The sequence below is a fragment of the Curvibacter sp. AEP1-3 genome (genome assembly GCF_002163715.1).
Classification (GTDB): Bacteria; Pseudomonadota; Gammaproteobacteria; order Burkholderiales; family Burkholderiaceae_C; genus Allorhodoferax.
Genome location: NZ_CP015698.1, coordinates 1,554,365 through 1,568,967, shown reverse-complemented (window position 1 = coordinate 1,568,967; position 14,603 = coordinate 1,554,365). Strand labels below are relative to the sequence as shown.

The 14,603-nt window shown below is 59.7% G+C and carries 13 protein-coding genes; 5 read left to right on the top strand and 8 right to left on the bottom strand.

Annotated elements, in window-relative coordinates; all coding sequences use genetic code 11:
- The first annotated feature begins 139 nt into the window (after window positions 1-139).
- The 5 genes from urtA to urtE all read left to right on the top strand — a co-directional run bounded on the left by urtA (window position 140) and on the right by urtE (window position 5,761).
- Complete coding sequence (urtA, locus tag AEP_RS07470) at window positions 140-1,402, top strand: urea ABC transporter substrate-binding protein (protein WP_087494804.1); 1,263 nt, start codon at window positions 140-142, stop codon at window positions 1,400-1,402.
- A 95-nt stretch (window positions 1,403-1,497) separates the two neighbouring features.
- Window positions 1,498-3,078 (top strand): urea ABC transporter permease subunit UrtB, encoded by a 1,581-nt coding sequence (urtB, locus tag AEP_RS07465; RefSeq protein WP_087494803.1) that lies wholly within the window; start codon window positions 1,498-1,500, stop codon window positions 3,076-3,078.
- Complete coding sequence (urtC, locus tag AEP_RS07460) at window positions 3,075-4,178, top strand: urea ABC transporter permease subunit UrtC (RefSeq protein ID WP_087494802.1); 1,104 nt, start codon at window positions 3,075-3,077, stop codon at window positions 4,176-4,178. Before urtB ends, urtC begins: the two co-directional genes overlap by 4 nt.
- Window positions 4,175-5,056, top strand: a complete 882-nt coding sequence (gene urtD, locus AEP_RS07455; protein WP_087494801.1) for an urea ABC transporter ATP-binding protein UrtD — start codon at window positions 4,175-4,177, stop codon at window positions 5,054-5,056. Before urtC ends, urtD begins: the two co-directional genes overlap by 4 nt.
- 12 nt (window positions 5,057-5,068) lie before the next feature.
- On the top strand, window positions 5,069-5,761 hold the full coding sequence (gene urtE, locus AEP_RS07450; protein ID WP_087494800.1) for an urea ABC transporter ATP-binding subunit UrtE: 693 nt from the start codon (window positions 5,069-5,071) through the stop codon (window positions 5,759-5,761).
- Here the strand turns inward: urtE and AEP_RS07445 are convergent.
- The 8 genes from AEP_RS07445 to AEP_RS07410 all read right to left on the bottom strand — a co-directional run bounded on the left by AEP_RS07445 (window position 5,758) and on the right by AEP_RS07410 (window position 14,599).
- Window positions 5,758-7,470 carry a response regulator gene (locus AEP_RS07445; protein WP_087494799.1) on the bottom strand — a complete coding sequence of 571 codons (1,713 nt, stop codon included), beginning with the start codon at window positions 7,468-7,470 and terminating at the stop codon, window positions 5,758-5,760. The two genes, urtE and AEP_RS07445, sit on opposite strands and share 4 nt — an antisense overlap.
- 42 nt (window positions 7,471-7,512) lie before the next feature.
- Complete coding sequence (locus AEP_RS07440) at window positions 7,513-8,343, bottom strand: urease accessory protein UreD (RefSeq protein ID WP_087494798.1); 831 nt, start codon at window positions 8,341-8,343, stop codon at window positions 7,513-7,515.
- A gap of 30 nt (window positions 8,344-8,373) precedes the next feature.
- The gene (locus tag AEP_RS07435; protein ID WP_087494797.1) at window positions 8,374-8,847 is read right to left on the bottom strand and encodes a nucleoside deaminase; all 474 of its coding nucleotides are present in this window, start codon (window positions 8,845-8,847) and stop codon (window positions 8,374-8,376) included.
- A complete protein-coding gene (locus tag AEP_RS07430) occupies window positions 8,847-9,614 on the bottom strand; it encodes an ABC transporter permease (RefSeq protein ID WP_087494796.1) in 768 nt (255 codons plus the stop codon). Before AEP_RS07430 ends, AEP_RS07435 begins: the two co-directional genes overlap by 1 nt.
- A 9-nt stretch (window positions 9,615-9,623) precedes the next feature.
- A complete protein-coding gene (locus AEP_RS07425; RefSeq protein WP_087494795.1) occupies window positions 9,624-10,475 on the bottom strand; it encodes an ABC transporter ATP-binding protein in 852 nt (283 codons plus the stop codon).
- Between the two features lie 2 nt (window positions 10,476-10,477).
- Entirely contained in the window at window positions 10,478-11,506 is a 1,029-nt protein-coding gene (locus AEP_RS07420) for an ABC transporter substrate-binding protein (RefSeq protein WP_087494794.1), read from the bottom strand.
- A 214-nt stretch (window positions 11,507-11,720) separates the two neighbouring features.
- Window positions 11,721-13,202 (bottom strand): nucleobase:cation symporter-2 family protein, encoded by a 1,482-nt coding sequence (locus tag AEP_RS07415; RefSeq protein WP_087494793.1) that lies wholly within the window; start codon window positions 13,200-13,202, stop codon window positions 11,721-11,723.
- Window positions 13,203-13,339: 137 nt separating this feature from the next.
- Window positions 13,340-14,599, bottom strand: coding sequence for a M20 family metallopeptidase (locus tag AEP_RS07410; RefSeq protein ID WP_087494792.1), 1,260 nt, complete (start codon window positions 14,597-14,599; stop codon window positions 13,340-13,342).
- Window positions 14,600-14,603 lie beyond the last annotated feature (4 nt).

The window sequence follows — 14,603 nt, the reverse complement described above, 5'->3', positions numbered from 1 at the left end:
TTGCAGAGGTGTACGCCACTAGGCGTATTTCCGGTTCGGGCGGCCAAACCTACAGTCACTCCATCGCATCACAAAACCTCTTCCGAGATTGTTTTGCGAGAAGCGAGATGGATTTGTTTAACCCCCCGGAGAAGCCCACATGCAACGTCGCTTTACTTTGAAGGCACTCACCGCTGCCGTCGCTCTCACCACCTTGTCGGCCGTGCCCGCAATGGCTGCTGACACCATCAAGGTCGGTATCCTGCACAGCCTGTCCGGCACCATGGCCATTTCTGAAACCGTGTTGAAAGACACCGTGTTGATGGCCATCGACGAAATCAACGCCAAGGGTGGCGTGCTCGGCAAGAAATTGGAACCCGTGGTTGTAGACCCCGCTTCCAACTGGCCCCTGTTTGCTGAAAAGACCAAGCAGTTGCTGACCCAGGACAAAGTCTCCGTCATCTTCGGTTGCTGGACTTCCGTGTCCCGCAAGTCCGTACTGCCCGTCGTGGAAGAGCTGAATGGCCTGTTGTTCTACCCCGTGCAATACGAAGGTGAAGAGCTGTCCAAAAACGTGTTCTACACCGGTGCTGCGCCTAACCAGCAAGCGATCCCCGCAGTCGACTACCTGATGAGCAAAGAAGGCGGCGGCGCCAAGCGTTGGGTTCTGCTGGGCACTGACTATGTGTACCCCCGCACCACCAACAAGATCCTGCGCGCCTACCTGAAATCCAAGGGCGTGAAAGAGTCTGACATTGACGAGAAGTACACACCGTTTGGCCACAGCGATTACCAAACCATCGTGGCTGATATCAAGAAGTTCTCTGCCGGCGGCAAGACAGCAGTGGTGTCCACCATCAACGGTGACTCCAACGTGCCCTTCTACAAGGAATTGGGCAACGCTGGCCTGAACGCCAAGGACGTGCCTGTGGTGGCCTTCTCGGTGGGTGAAGAGGAACTGCGCGGCGTGGACACCAAGCCTCTGGTGGGTCACCTGGCTGCATGGAACTACTTCCAGTCCATCAAGAACCCGGCCAACACCGAGTTCATCAAGAAGTGGTCTGACTACGCAAAGGCCAAGGGCATCGCCGGTCACAAGGACAAGCCATTGACCAACGACCCGATGGAAGCTACTTACATCGGCATCAACATGTGGAAGCAAGCCGTCGAAAAAGCAAAGTCCACCGACGTGGACAAGGTAATCGCAGCGATGGCCGGCCAGACCTTCAAGGCACCAAGCGGCATCGTGTCCAAGATGGACGAAAAGAACCACCATTTGCACAAGTCCGTGTTCATCGGCGAAATCAAGGCTGACGGTCAGTTCAACGTGGTCTGGAAGACACCCGGCCCTGTGAAGGCCAAGCCATGGTCTCCATACATCGAAGGCAACGACAAGAAGCCTGATGAGCCCGCAAAGAAATAAGGCGTAGGCAGGGAGAGGCTAGCTTTTAGCCAGAGCCGCCACAGCCTTGAAAAGGGCGTGGCGGCTTGTTGTTTTTACCCCGGAGAGATTGGCGTATGCCAAAACGAATTTTTCAATGGCTGATGATTGCTATGCTTTTGATAGCTGCTCGCGCATATGCGCTGAGCGCTGAAGAGGCAAAAGCCATGGCATCCGGCGAGAGCGATGCCCGCGTGGCGGCATTGCAAAAAGCGGTGGAAAGTGCCGATGAACGCACGGTGCGTTTCATCCAGGCGCTCTCGGATGATGCCGTCAAGCTCGTGGGCGAAGTGCCGGTGATGGTGGTTGACGGCAAGGGCGTGGACCCGGTCACCCAGGCGGAAGTCGCTGTGCCCGATACCGCCGAAGACGTCATGAACAACAACCGCATGCGCGGCGAGCTGGATACCGCGCTGGCTGCGGTCAAGCTCCTGTCGCCCGATGTGGCGGTGCGTCGCGCAGCGATCAAGACCCTGGGCGGGCAGGTGGATGCCGGCAAGCTGCCTCTGCTGGATAAAGCGCTGGCCAACGAGACTGCCCCGGACCTCAAGGAAAAACTGCAGTTGCTGCGCGCTGCGGCCATGCTGGGCAGCGAAGACCCGGCCAAGCGCTTGGAAGCTGCCACGCAGTTGGGCGATAGCGCACAGGCCGCCACCAAAACATTGTTGGTGGAGCGCTTGCAGGCTGAAACAGACGGCAACGTGAAGGCCGCACTGCAAAAAAGCTTGGGCACCGTCGAGGCCCGCCTCGCGTGGGGAGACCGCCTGGGTGCCATCTTCAGTGGCATCAGCCTGGGTTCCATCCTGCTGTTAGTCGCTTTGGGGTTGGCCATCACCTACGGTTTGATGGGCGTAATCAATATGGCCCACGGCGAGCTGATGATGATCGGCGCCTACGCTACCTATGTGGTCCAGGTACTGTTCCAGAAATACCTGCCCGGCGCGTTCGACTGGTATTTGCTGGCCGCAGTGCCGGTGGCATTCATGACCTCGGCGCTGGTGGGTGCCGCCCTGGAGCGCAGCGTCATCCGTTTCCTGTACGGCCGTCCGCTGGAGACTTTGCTGGCGACCTGGGGTATCAGCCTGATGCTGATGCAGCTGGTGCGCACCCTGTTCGGGGCGCAAAACGTCGGCGTGGAAAACCCGAGTTGGATGAGTGGTGGCGTACAGCTGCTGGGCAACCTCTCCTTGCCCTACAACCGCTTGATCATCGTCGCCTTTGCAGTGGCAGTGCTGGTAGGTGTCTGGTTCCTGATTGAGAAAACACGCCTGGGCCTGTTCGTGCGCGGAGTGACTCAGAACCGCCCGATTGCGAGCTGCATGGGTGTGAACACGGCCCGCATTGACACTTACGCCTTTGCGCTGGGGTCTGGCATTGCCGGTTTGGCCGGCTGCGCTCTGAGCCAGGTGGGCAACGTGGGGCCTGACCTGGGCCAAGGCTACATCGTGGATTCCTTCATGGTGGTGGTGCTGGGCGGTGTGGGCCAGCTGGCCGGAACCGTGTATGCGGCCATGGGCCTCGGCATTTTGAACAAGTTCCTCGAGGGCTGGACCGGTGCGGTGCTGGCCAAGATCGCTGTGCTGGTTTTCATCATTGTCTTTATCCAGAAGCGTCCGCAAGGCATCTTTGCCATGAAGGGCCGGAGCGCAGAAGCATGAGCAACATTTCCTTACCCACTCCGCAACCTTTGCTGACGCGCGCCGGTTGGGCCGCATGGTTGGCTGCGCTGATTGTCTTGTGCGCCCTGGTGCCGGTACTGAACCTGATGGTGCCTGCGGGCAGTGCCCTGCACCTGAGCGATTTTGCGGTGGCACTCACGGCCAAGATCATGTGCTATTCCATTTGCGCACTCGCCATGGGCCTCATCTGGGGCTACACCGGCATCCTGAGTCTGGGCCACGGCCTGTTCTTCGCGCTGGGCGGCTATGCCATGGGCATGTACCTGATGCGTCAGATCGGGCTGGATGGCAACTACAAAAGCAATTTGCCGGACTTCATGGTGTTCCTGGACTGGAAAGAATTGCCTTGGCATTGGGCGTTGTCCGGCAGCTTCGGTGCCACGCTGTTTTTGGTAGTGGCCGTGCCGGGGCTGGTGGCCTTTGTGTTCGGCTACTTTGCCTTCCGCTCGCGCATCAAGGGGGTTTACTTTTCCATCATCACCCAGGCGATGACATTTGCGGCCATGTTGCTCTTCTTCCGCAATGAAACCGGCTTTGGTGGCAACAACGGCTTCACTGACTTCAAGCGAATTCTGGACATCCCGATTGCCACCACCAGCATGCGCATGACCTTGTTCGTCATGACTTCGGTGACTTTGCTGCTGTTCTTCCTGCTGGCCCGCTGGCTGGTGGGCAGCAAGTTCGGCAGGGTGTTGCAGGCGGTGCGGGATGCGGAGAGCCGCGTCATGTTCAGCGGCTATTCCACGCTGGGCTACAAGCTCACCATCTGGACCATCTCGGCCATGATGTGCGGCGTGGCCGGCGCGCTCTATGTGCCTCAGGTCGGCATCATCAACCCGAGTGAGATGAGCCCGGCCAACTCGATTGAGATTGCCATCTGGGCCGCTGTGGGTGGGCGGGCGACGCTGATCGGGCCCATCGTGGGGGCCTTCTTGGTCAACGGTGCCAAGAGCTGGCTCACGGTGACTTACCCTGAGTTCTGGCTCTATTTCCTCGGTGCGCTCTTCATTGGTGTCACCTTGTTCCTGCCCGACGGCGTGGTGGGATTGATCAAGAAACTGAAGGGAGGGAAAGCATGACTCCCGATCTGTTGGAACAAGGCGCGCGCCGCGTAGAGGCGCGCTTGGCCGCACTGGCCGAACAGACAGCTCAGACCGAGTCAGGCGGTCGCACTGCAGGGTTCGGCCGGCTAGCCAACCAGGGCGAAGTGGATGTGACCCATGGGCGCATTCTTTACCTGGAAGATGTGAACGTGAGTTTCGATGGCTTCAAGGCCATCAACAACCTGTCGCTGGACATCGCGCCCGGCGAGCTTCGCTGCATCATCGGGCCCAATGGCGCGGGCAAGACTACGATGATGGACATCATCACCGGCAAGACGCGGCCGGACAGCGGCACCGTGTACTTCGGCAGCACCATCGATCTGCTGCGCTACAAAGAGTCCGAGATCGCACAGCTGGGCATCGGGCGCAAGTTCCAAAAGCCCACCGTGTTTGAGCAACTCTCGGTGTTTGAGAACCTGGAACTGGCCTTGAAGACCGACAAGGGCGTCAAAGCTTCCATGTTCTTCAAGCTGGACTCTGCACAGCGGGACCGTCTGGCAGACATCCTGCACACCATTCACCTCGCAGACAGTGTGGGACGTCTCGCCGGCAACCTGAGCCACGGACAGAAGCAGTGGCTGGAGATCGGCATGTTGCTGATGCAAGATCCCAAGCTCCTGCTGTTGGATGAACCGGTGGCCGGTATGACGGATGAGGAAACCGAGCGCACCGCTGAGCTGTTTTTGAGCCTCAAGGGCAAACATTCCCTGATGGTGGTGGAACACGACATGAGCTTTATCCGCACCATCAGTGACATCGTCACCGTATTGTGTGACGGCTCGGTATTGGCCCAGGGCACGCTGGATCAGGTGCAGGCCGATGAGCGTGTGATTGAAGTTTATTTGGGCCGTTGAGGTTGATTCGCCATGCTTGAAGTAAAAAACATCAACCAGTACTACGGTGGCTCCCACATTTTGAGGGACGTGAGTCTGGAGGCCGAGGTCGGCAAGGTCAAGGTCATCCTGGGCCGCAACGGCGTAGGCAAGACCACACTGCTCAAATCGCTGATGGGCCTGGTGCCCATCAAGTCCGGCATCATCTCCATGGGCGGGAAGGAAATCCACAAGCTCACGCCTTATGAGCGTGCCCGCCTGGGAATGGGCTTTGTGCCACAGGGTCGCGAGATTTTTGCTCGACTTACTGTGGAAGAAAACCTCCGTATGGGCTTGGCTTACAAGCCTGCCGGCACCCCTATTCCGGCTGAGCTGTTTGAACTGTTTCCGGTGCTTCAGCAGATGTTGCACCGCCGGGGCGGCGACTTGTCCGGCGGGCAACAGCAACAGCTGGCGATTGCGCGTGCATTGGCGGCGGGCCCCAAGGTTCTGATCCTCGATGAGCCTACCGAAGGTATCCAACCCAGCATCATCAAGGATATCGGCCGCGTGATCCGCATGCTGGCAGACCGTGGCGACATGGCCATTCTGCTGGTGGAGCAGTACTACGACTTTGCCCAGGAGTTGGCGGACAACTACATCGTGATGGAGCGTGGCGCGGTGCTTGCGCGTGGCATGGGCCAGAACATGGAAGTTGACGGCGTGCGTGGCTTGGTGGCCATTTAGACGCCTGGCAGCAGTTCTTCTGCCGGTGGCAGAGAGGCGGGTGGCGGGTCCGGCAGTTTGCCGATTTCCGGAGCAACCCGTTTGCCGGTGAGCAAAGCCAACCCACCGGCCTGGCGCTTTTGCTCGCCCAGAGACGCGCGGTTGACCAAAGGCCCGCATCGCGCCTTGAGCTGCTGCACCATGTCCTGCAGCTCGGGCGCTCCCTTGACTTTGGCACTGTGCTTTTGCAGCAACTGGTAGGCGTTGTCGATCAGCCTTGAGTTGAGTGTGTCGCGGCCATGCAGGATCAGGTTTTTGACGGCATTGGTCGGGTCGCCTGCAAGGCTCAGTGCCATGGCCGTTTCTGCAAACTCCAGCACTTGCGACTGGGCCAGTCTCAGCCGGTCGGCATAAGGCGGATGGGACACGGCACTGGCTGCAAGCAGCTCCGTTAATGAGCGGTTGCTGCAAAAGCGACGGCCGATGACATCAATGGTTTCCTCCAGCTCATTGAGCTGGATGGCTTTGGCCGACAGTTGCGCCATCAGAGCCACGAGGTTGCTGGCAGATTCAAAATCAAATTGGGGCTCCCGCACGGTCTTTGCCATCTCCCGCACTGCGTCCACTGACCGGGCAAACTGGTGCTGCTGTATGAGGTTGAGTGCTTCCACGATGGCAGCCAGGCGCCTTAGGCGTGCGTTGCCCTCATCTTTATCGATAAGCCTCAGAAAATCGTCATAGCAGCGCTGCAGGCCCTTGCGGTCTGCGGTGCCCAGTCGGGTAAAGGCCAGCAGCACCAGTGTTTGTGCGTCAAACATCTTGGAGTCGAGCCCCAAGCGCGTGGTCTTGTCGAGCAGCTTTTCGGCCTCCTCGTGGTCGCCGGAATAGTAGGTCATCATGGCCAGGTTCTGTACCCGGCTGATGGAGGCTGGCGTGAGCGTGGCGGCCATTTTGTAGGTTTCCAGAGCCTTGTCAAAACGGCCTAACTCGAACTGGGCCCGACCCATGACGTCATAGGCATCGGCGTAATTCGCGTCTTCGCCTATCAATTTTTCGAGAGTGCTGGTGGCCTGGTTAATCTGGCCGGCCTCCAACTGCGAGCGTGCAACACCCAACTTGGCCCAAGGCAGTGTTTTGGCGTCGACGACTGCCTTGTACAAGGTTTGCGCCTCAATGCAGCGGCCCAGTCGCAGCAACAACTCGGCACCTACCCGCGCCGCATACAGCCAGAACTGGCCTCTGGCCTCAAACCGATCGAGACACAGGCGCGCGGCCTCTTCGAAGTCCTCTTCTTCAATGGCAGTGAAAATGCCCTGCAGAGACACTTTCCGCACCCGTGCGGCTACCAGCCGTTCACCGAGTTGGGTCGCTTTGTGCGGCTTGAGCATGTAGCCGTCCAGGGCCGATTCGGCGGCTTCCGCCACCTTGGCGTAGGTGGCTTCACCAGTGATCATGATGAACACGGTGGAGAAGGGCAGCAGCTGGTTGCGGCGCAAGTCGTCCAGCAGATCCTGCCCGGACATGGCATCAGTGGGAAAGTGTTGCTCGCACAGCACAAAGTCGAAGGTGCGGAACTCCAGTTGACGACGGGCATCCACTGCGCGGGCCGCTTGGGCGACGCTCGCAACTCCGAAGTCGCGCAGCTGCGACACCAGAATCGAGCGCGATGTCGGATTGCCGTCTACCACCAGGGCAGAGCAGGTCGAGAAATCCGAATCGAGAGCGGCCATTGGTGCCATTATGGTGGCGCCAATGGCCATTGAACAGGGTAGTTACATGGCCCAGATGCGCGGGTCCTGACCTGTAAGTTGCCATGCATGGGTACGCCACTGCTTGCGCACAGCGCGCAGCAATTGCATGGCAGGCTCCACAGTGGGTGCAAGCACCCGGAGTACCAGGGTGCGGGTGTTGGGGCTGGTGGCGCCTGCAGTCGTTGCCAGGGTGTGGTCTTTCAAGGTTGCCCGCGCCATATCTAGCAAGGCTTCTTTGTCGGCGCGGCTCCAGGGCGTTCCGCTGGCAAAAAACAAGGTCGCTAGGCAGCGATTCCCGTCCAGCCCGGTAGGGCCATTCATCAGCCGTTGGTCATTTGCGCGCAAGGTGCCGCGCTCCAACCAGACGCCGGGAATCTCCAGGTGTTGTTCCAGACTGCCTTTCAGAAAAGGCAGTTGCGCATGGGGCAGGCCCAGCGCGGTCACATCCCAGCCCAGGCACTGGGCTCCGGGGGCGAGTTGCAGGCGCAGGCGGTTTACCGCATGGCAGGCGTCATAGCAAATCGCCTCCAGCGGCAGCCATTCCAAGCGTGCACCCTCTTTCAGGGTGAGGCTGGTTTCCTGGGTGGCTACCGGACCTTCGGAGCGGTAAAAGCGTGTCGCGCCCGGCGTGGTGATCAGGCCGTGTGCGCCGCTGCCCACCGTGATGTTCAGGCTCAGTGTGTCTCCGCCCACCAGTCCACCAGGCGGGTGTACCAGTACGTTGTGACAAATTCCATCGCCTTCAGGGTAAAGGCTTTGCAGGATACGCAGCGGGCCGCTGTGCTCGTAGCGGGCCACGCAGCGCTCTGCTTCGAGGCGGTAATCCAGTTGTAAACGTGCGTGCCAAACCATGGCTCAATTGTTGTGTGCGTTGGTGGAGCTTCAGCGCTGCCAGAAGTGTTGATGCAAGGCGGCGATGGCCTCTTCGACTGCAGGCACCGGCCCGATGACGGTGACCTGCTTCTGGCCTGCTGCCAGCACTGTGCGGCTGGGCAGGTCCATCGTCGGGTTTTCTTCGTGGTTGCCAGTGAGCTCCAGGAGTTGGCGTTCCGTCATGCCGAACACCAGGGTGCCGATATTGGCCCAGTACTGCGTGCCCGCGCACATGGCGCAAGGTTCCACAGTGGTGACCAGCGTGCAGCCCCACAGGTAATCCGCAGTGAAGTTGGTGGCTGCCGTGCGCGCCAGGGTGGATTCGGCATGGTTGACCGTATCCACATTGCCTTGCTCCGCCAAAACTGTTTCCCCATCCGGCGCCACCAGAATGGCGCCGAACGGGTGTTTTCCCAATGTCAGGGCGCGCTGCGCCACTGCGTTGGCACGCAGCAGGTGGCGGGCTATCTGTTCAGGCGTCATCAGTGGTTCTGCGAGCCGCGATGCGCCCAGGCGGTAGTGTGCTTTTCGATCGCGCTGAACAGTTCGTACATCACCATGGCCATGGCGCCCACCACCACCAAGCCGGCAAATGCCAAGCCCATTTGCATGGCCGAGCCTGCACTGATCAGCAGGTAGCCGATGCCTTCGTTGGCGGCTGTCATCTCGGACACCGTGGTACCCACAAACGCCAGGGTGATGGCGACTTTGAGCGAGCCGTAGAAGTAAGGCATGGAGCGGGGCAGCCCCACCTTCACCAATACATCCCAGCGCTTGGCGCCCAGCACGCGCAACACGTCTTCCAGCTCCGGCTCCAGGGTGGCCAGGCCGGTGGCAATGTTCACCATGATCGGGAAAAAGCTGATCAAAAAAGCTGTCAGGATGGCCGGGCCCACGCCGATGCCGAACCAGACCACGAGGATGGGCACAAACGCAGCTTTAGGCAGTGCATTGAATGCCGTCATCAGCGGGTACACCGCCGCATAGGCCAGTCGCGAACTGCCGATCACAAAGCCCAGCAACACCCCCACCACAATGGCAATGCCGAAGCCCGCCATGGTCACCCAGAAGGTGCGCCAAGCGTGGCCGGCAATGATGCCCTTGAACTCCCAGAACTGTGTCCAGATACGTACCGGGCTGGGGAAGACGAACTCCGACACGTCAAATACGCTGCACAGCAATTGCCACAGCAGAATGAAGACCACCAGCAGCACCCACGGTGCCCAGGTCTCAATTTGTTTTTTGCTCATGGGCAGCCTTTATTGGGTGATAGCGCCAGAGGCGGCCGGGGCGTTCGAGCGCATGGCGCCGATGTGCCCTCGCAACTCGTGCACGATGTCGGTGAACTCTTTGGTGTAGGTGATCTCCAGGTCGCGCGGGCGCGGCAGGTCGATCTCGCGCTTCACCACAAAGCGGCCGGGGCTCTTGCTCATGACATAGACCGTGTCGGCCAGGAACACCGATTCACGCAAGTCGTGCGTCACCAGAATCACGTTGAACTGTTGCTCGGTCCATAAGTCGCGCAAGATGCACCACAGCTCCTCGCGGGTGAAGGCATCCAGCGCGCCGAAGGGCTCGTCGAGCAGCAGCATCTTGGGTTCATGGATCAGTGCGCGGCAGATGCTGGCCCGCTGCTGCATGCCCCCCGAGAGCTGCCACGGGAACTTGTCTTCATAGCCGCCCAAGCCCACTTTTTGCAGCAGCTTGCGCGCACGCTCTTCATATTCTTTGCGCTTGGCTTTGAAGTTGCTGCGGTAAGGCTCCACGATTTCCAGAGGCAAGAGCACGTTGTCGACCGTGGTGCGCCAAGGCAACAGGGACGGCGCCTGGAAGGCCATGCCGGAAATCTTCAACGGGCCGGTTACCGGCTCGTTGTCAATCAGGATCTTGCCCTTGGAGGGCATCTTCAGACCGGTGGTCAGCTTCATGAAGGTGGACTTGCCACAGCCGGACGGGCCGACGATGGCAATGAACTCCCCCTTGCGCACTTGCAGGTCGATAGCTTCGACCGCAAAGTGGTTCTGCTTCAGAAGCTCATCGTTGTAAGCAAGCCAGACATCCTGGAAATCGACAAACCAGGGAGATGCTGACTCAAGGATGGGCGCACTCATGCTTACTTCTTGGGCAGTACGTTCAGCTCAGCCTTGGAGGGCAGGAAGCTGCCGTTCCACACCACGTCCGGGTTCACACGGGTTTTGGTGTTGAAGGCGTCCGACACTTGCGATGCCATCAGCGACAGGCGTGGGCCGTTGACCTGGCCGAAGCCTTCCGCACGGGCGTTGGCACTGTTGATGGCGGAGTCGATCGCCATCTTCAGGCGGCGGGTTTCCAGCTCGGCGTTGATGATGCCGTCGCGGGCCTTCACATCCCCCACAGCAGCTGCGGGGTTGCCGATCACGTCTTTCATGCCCTTGGCAAACGCAACCAGGAAAGCTTTGATTGCAGCTGGGTTCTCTTTGATCATCTTGGGCGAAGCAATGATGGCGTTGCCATAGAGCTTCACACCGAAATCGGGGTAGGGCAGGACCACGATGTCCTCGGCCTTGACGCCGCGTGCTTCGAGGTTGAGTACCGAGGTGAAGGTGAAGCCGGTGATGGCGTCTATGTCGCCACGAGCCAGCATGGTTTCACGCAGGGGAGGGTCCATAGCGGTCCACTGCACACCACTGATGTTGTTGGCTTTGGCAAAGATGGGGAAGGCGCGGCGGCCGGCGTCAAACACGGGTGCGCCCAGCTTCTTGCCGTTCAGGTCGGCCGGAGTCTTGATGCCGGACTTCTTGAGCGCCATCACCGAGGCGGGCGTGTCGTTGTAGACCATCATCACCGCCACGGGCTTGTTGGGCGCGTCGGGGTTGTTGGCGTGGAACTCCATCAGCGCGGCCAGGTCAGCAAAACCCATGTCGTAAGCGCCGGAGGCCACACGGGTGACCGTGCCGCCGGAGCCGTTGCCCGCGTCGATGGTCACGTCCAGCTTGGCGTCCTTGAAGTAGCCCTTGGCTGCAGGTGTCAGAAACAGGGCGGCAGGGCCTTCAAAACGCCAGTCCAGTTGGAACTTGATCGGTGTACTTTGGGCCATAGCCGAACCGGCGGCCAAGGTAGTGGCGGCCAATGCGATCGCGTGGAGAAACTGGCGTTTTTTCATGGGAGCTCCTACAAGGTGTTAGATGGACTGGATCAAGCAAGAAAGATGCCCAAATTTGGGGCGTGTATACAAAGCAGCTGGCCTCATTCTCTTGCGCTCCATGTGCACGTGAGGCAGTAGATACCCTTTAACGCCGAGCCGAATGCTCGTTGCAGGGGTGTCGACCGGAAAAAGGGCCCTTGAGGGCCCTGTGTTTGTTTTGCAGCGGGTTGCTTCAATGGGCATCGGCTTGCTTGGCGGCTTGGATCGCCGCAGCGTCATCCTGCCGGCTGCCATTGAAGTAGACGTTCAGGAGTACCGCACTGACCGAGGCAAGCAGGATCCCGGACTCGATCAAGGGGTGGATGTTGTGCGGCATCCATTGCAGGAATTTCGGCGCAATCAGTGGGATCATTCCGAAGCCGATGGAGATGGCCACGATAAACAAGTTGTTGCGGTTTTTTTGGTAGTCCACTGACGCCAGGATGCGAATGCCGGTGGCCGCGACCATGCCGAACATCACCAGACCTGCGCCACCCAGTACAAAGGTGGGCAAGGACTCTACAAGGGCCGCCATTTTGGGCACCAAGCCCAGCAGAATCAGTATTGCCCCACCAGCGACGCAGACAAAACGGCTCTTCACGCCTGTGACGCCAACCAAGCCTACGTTTTGCGAGAAGCTGGTGTAAGGGAAGGTGTTGAAAATGCCACCGATCAGGGTGCCCAAACCATCGGTGCGAAGACCGGCTGTCAACATCTTTTGATCGACTTTTTTGGATGTCATGTCCCCCAAGGCGAGGAACATGCCGGTGGACTCGATCATCACCACAATCATCACCAGTGTCATGGTCAAAATCAGGATCGGGTCGAACACCGGCGTTGCAATTTCAAAGGGCAGCACCAGATCAAACCAGCCGGCCTTGGCCACGCGGGCAAAATCCATCAGGCCGGCGGCAGTAGCGACAACACCCCCCACGATGATGCCAAGCAACACGGAGATGTTGGCCACAAACCCCTTGGCATATTTGGCAATCAACAGAATGGAAACCAGCACGATGGCGGCAATGCCGATGTGCGGGAGCTGCGCATACAGGGGGTTGGGCACCGTCCCCACCAGATTGAGGCCGGCAGGTACCGGCGGGATGGCGCCGGCACCGGCAGCTTGTTTTGCTGCATCCAGCCACGCCAGATGTTCCGGGCTCGGGATGCTGGGAGCGGTGGGACCGAAAGGGTTGCCGAAAATCCAGTTGATGCCTACACGCATCAGGCTGATGCCGATCACGGCAATGATGGTGCCCGTGACCACCGGCGGGAAAAAGCGCAGCATGCGGCTGATCACCGGTGCAATCAGGATGGACACCACCCCGGCGCCAATGATGGCTCCGAATATCAAACCTGCACCTTGAGGGCCGGGGTTGCTATTGGCCATGGCAACCATGGGCGCAACGGATGCGAACGTAACGCCCATCATCACCGGCAGCTTGATACCGAACCACTGCGTGGCCCCCAGCGATTGGATCAAGGTCACGATGCCGCAGCAAAACAGGTCGGCAGATATCAGCATGGCCACTTGCTCGGGGCTGAGTTTGAGCGCACGACCCACGATCAGGGGCACCGCGACGGCACCCGCGTACATCACCAGTACATGCTGAAGGCCCAAGGCCGAAAGTTTGCCTGCGGGCAGGACTTCATCCACCGGGTGGACGTTCTGTGACATAGCAAAATCTCCTGGTGAGGGCGCCTTTGCCGCAAGGCATCGACTGATCTACGGGTTTAAAAACTGTATACACATTTTGTATACAAAGTTTTCAGACCCTTAGCGGGGAAACCCTCGTCCCGGGAAAACAGCTGGTGTCAGTGGGGATGCAGCAAGTCCAGGAGTGTTCGCGCTACTACCTTGGTGGCTTTGCGCAGGTCGTCCAAACTGACGCGTTCATCGGCACGCTTGGCGTGCGATTCCAGCACGGTGCGAGGGCCGGCGCCGTAAATAACACCGGGAATGCCGCGCTCAGAAAAGAGACGGACATCGGTGTAAAGCGGGGTCCCCATGGCGGGGATAGGTTCACCGAACAAGACTTCCCCATGTTTTTGCAGCGCATCCACCAATGGCTTGTTACCTGCCAAGGGACGCATGGAATTGGCCAGCAGCAGGCGTTTGATGTCTACCGAGATGCCGGGCACCTGGGATGCGGCATCCGCAATCACTTTGCGGATGGAGGCTTCTACCTCAATGGGGTTCTCCTCGGGGATCATGCGGCGGTCCAGCTTGAAAGCCACTTTGCCGGGAACCACATTGGTGTTGGTACCGCCTTCGATGCGGCCCACGTTCAGGTAGGGGTGGTTGATACCGTCCACATCGGAGGTGACTTGCTTGTACAGCGTGTTCTGGGCGTACAGCGCGTTCAGGATGTGTACCGCGCCTTGCAGGGCGTCCACTCCGGACTCGGGAATAGCGGCGTGCGCCATCTTGCCGTGCACTGTCACCTCCATTTGCAGGCAGCCGTTGTGTGCGGTAATGACCTGGTAAGAAAAGCCCGCCGCCAGCAGCAAATCAGGCTTGGTGAGGCCCTTTTCCAACAACCAGCCGGGGCCGAGTTCGCCGCCGAATTCTTCGTCGTAGGTAAACAGCAGTTCCACACCGCCCTGGAGTGGCAGACCCAGCGATTCGAGGGCGCGCACCGCAAAGGTGTAGCTGGCGAAATCGCTCTTGCTTACGGCGGTGGCGCGGCCGTACATGTTGCCGTCGGCAATCTCACCGCCGTAGGGGTCATGCGTCCAGCCTTCGCCGGGTGGCACCACGTCGCCGTGGGCGTTGAGGCCGATGGTGATGCCACCGCGGCCCGCGCCGTCTGCGGCGCTTTGCCCGTACTGGCGGCGCACCACCAGGTTGGTGATGCTTTGCATGCCGGCAGCCTGCACTTCGCTGGCAGGCACGCTGTGTTTTTCGGCCTGCAGGCCCATGGCGGCCAGCAGCTCAGCGGTGCGCTCTGCGTGCGGGGCGTTGTTGCCGGGTGGGGTGTCAGTGGGCACGCGCACCAGTTCTTGCAGAAAGCGCACTTGCTCGTCGAAGTGCGCGTCAATCCAAGCGTCGAGTTTTTCGTAGGGGGTGGTCATGTGA

Bases quoted from the DNA above. Each gene is read 5' to 3' on its own strand.
- urtA (WP_087494804.1), top strand. From the start codon at position 140: ATGCAACGTCGCTTTACTTTGAAGGCACTCACCGCTGCCGTCGCTCTC.
- urtB (WP_087494803.1), top strand. From the start codon at position 1,498: ATGCCAAAACGAATTTTTCAATGGCTGATGATTGCTATGCTTTTGATA.
- urtC (WP_087494802.1), top strand. From the start codon at position 3,075: ATGAGCAACATTTCCTTACCCACTCCGCAACCTTTGCTGACGCGCGCC.
- urtD (WP_087494801.1), top strand. From the start codon at position 4,175: ATGACTCCCGATCTGTTGGAACAAGGCGCGCGCCGCGTAGAGGCGCGC.
- urtE (WP_087494800.1), top strand. From the start codon at position 5,069: ATGCTTGAAGTAAAAAACATCAACCAGTACTACGGTGGCTCCCACATT.
- AEP_RS07445 (WP_087494799.1), bottom strand. From the start codon at position 7,470: ATGGCCGCTCTCGATTCGGATTTCTCGACCTGCTCTGCCCTGGTGGTA.
- AEP_RS07440 (WP_087494798.1), bottom strand. From the start codon at position 8,343: ATGGTTTGGCACGCACGTTTACAACTGGATTACCGCCTCGAAGCAGAG.
- AEP_RS07435 (WP_087494797.1), bottom strand. From the start codon at position 8,847: ATGACGCCTGAACAGATAGCCCGCCACCTGCTGCGTGCCAACGCAGTG.
- AEP_RS07430 (WP_087494796.1), bottom strand. From the start codon at position 9,614: ATGAGCAAAAAACAAATTGAGACCTGGGCACCGTGGGTGCTGCTGGTG.
- AEP_RS07425 (WP_087494795.1), bottom strand. From the start codon at position 10,475: ATGAGTGCGCCCATCCTTGAGTCAGCATCTCCCTGGTTTGTCGATTTC.
- AEP_RS07420 (WP_087494794.1), bottom strand. From the start codon at position 11,506: ATGAAAAAACGCCAGTTTCTCCACGCGATCGCATTGGCCGCCACTACC.
- AEP_RS07415 (WP_087494793.1), bottom strand. From the start codon at position 13,202: ATGTCACAGAACGTCCACCCGGTGGATGAAGTCCTGCCCGCAGGCAAA.
- AEP_RS07410 (WP_087494792.1), bottom strand. From the start codon at position 14,599: ATGACCACCCCCTACGAAAAACTCGACGCTTGGATTGACGCGCACTTC.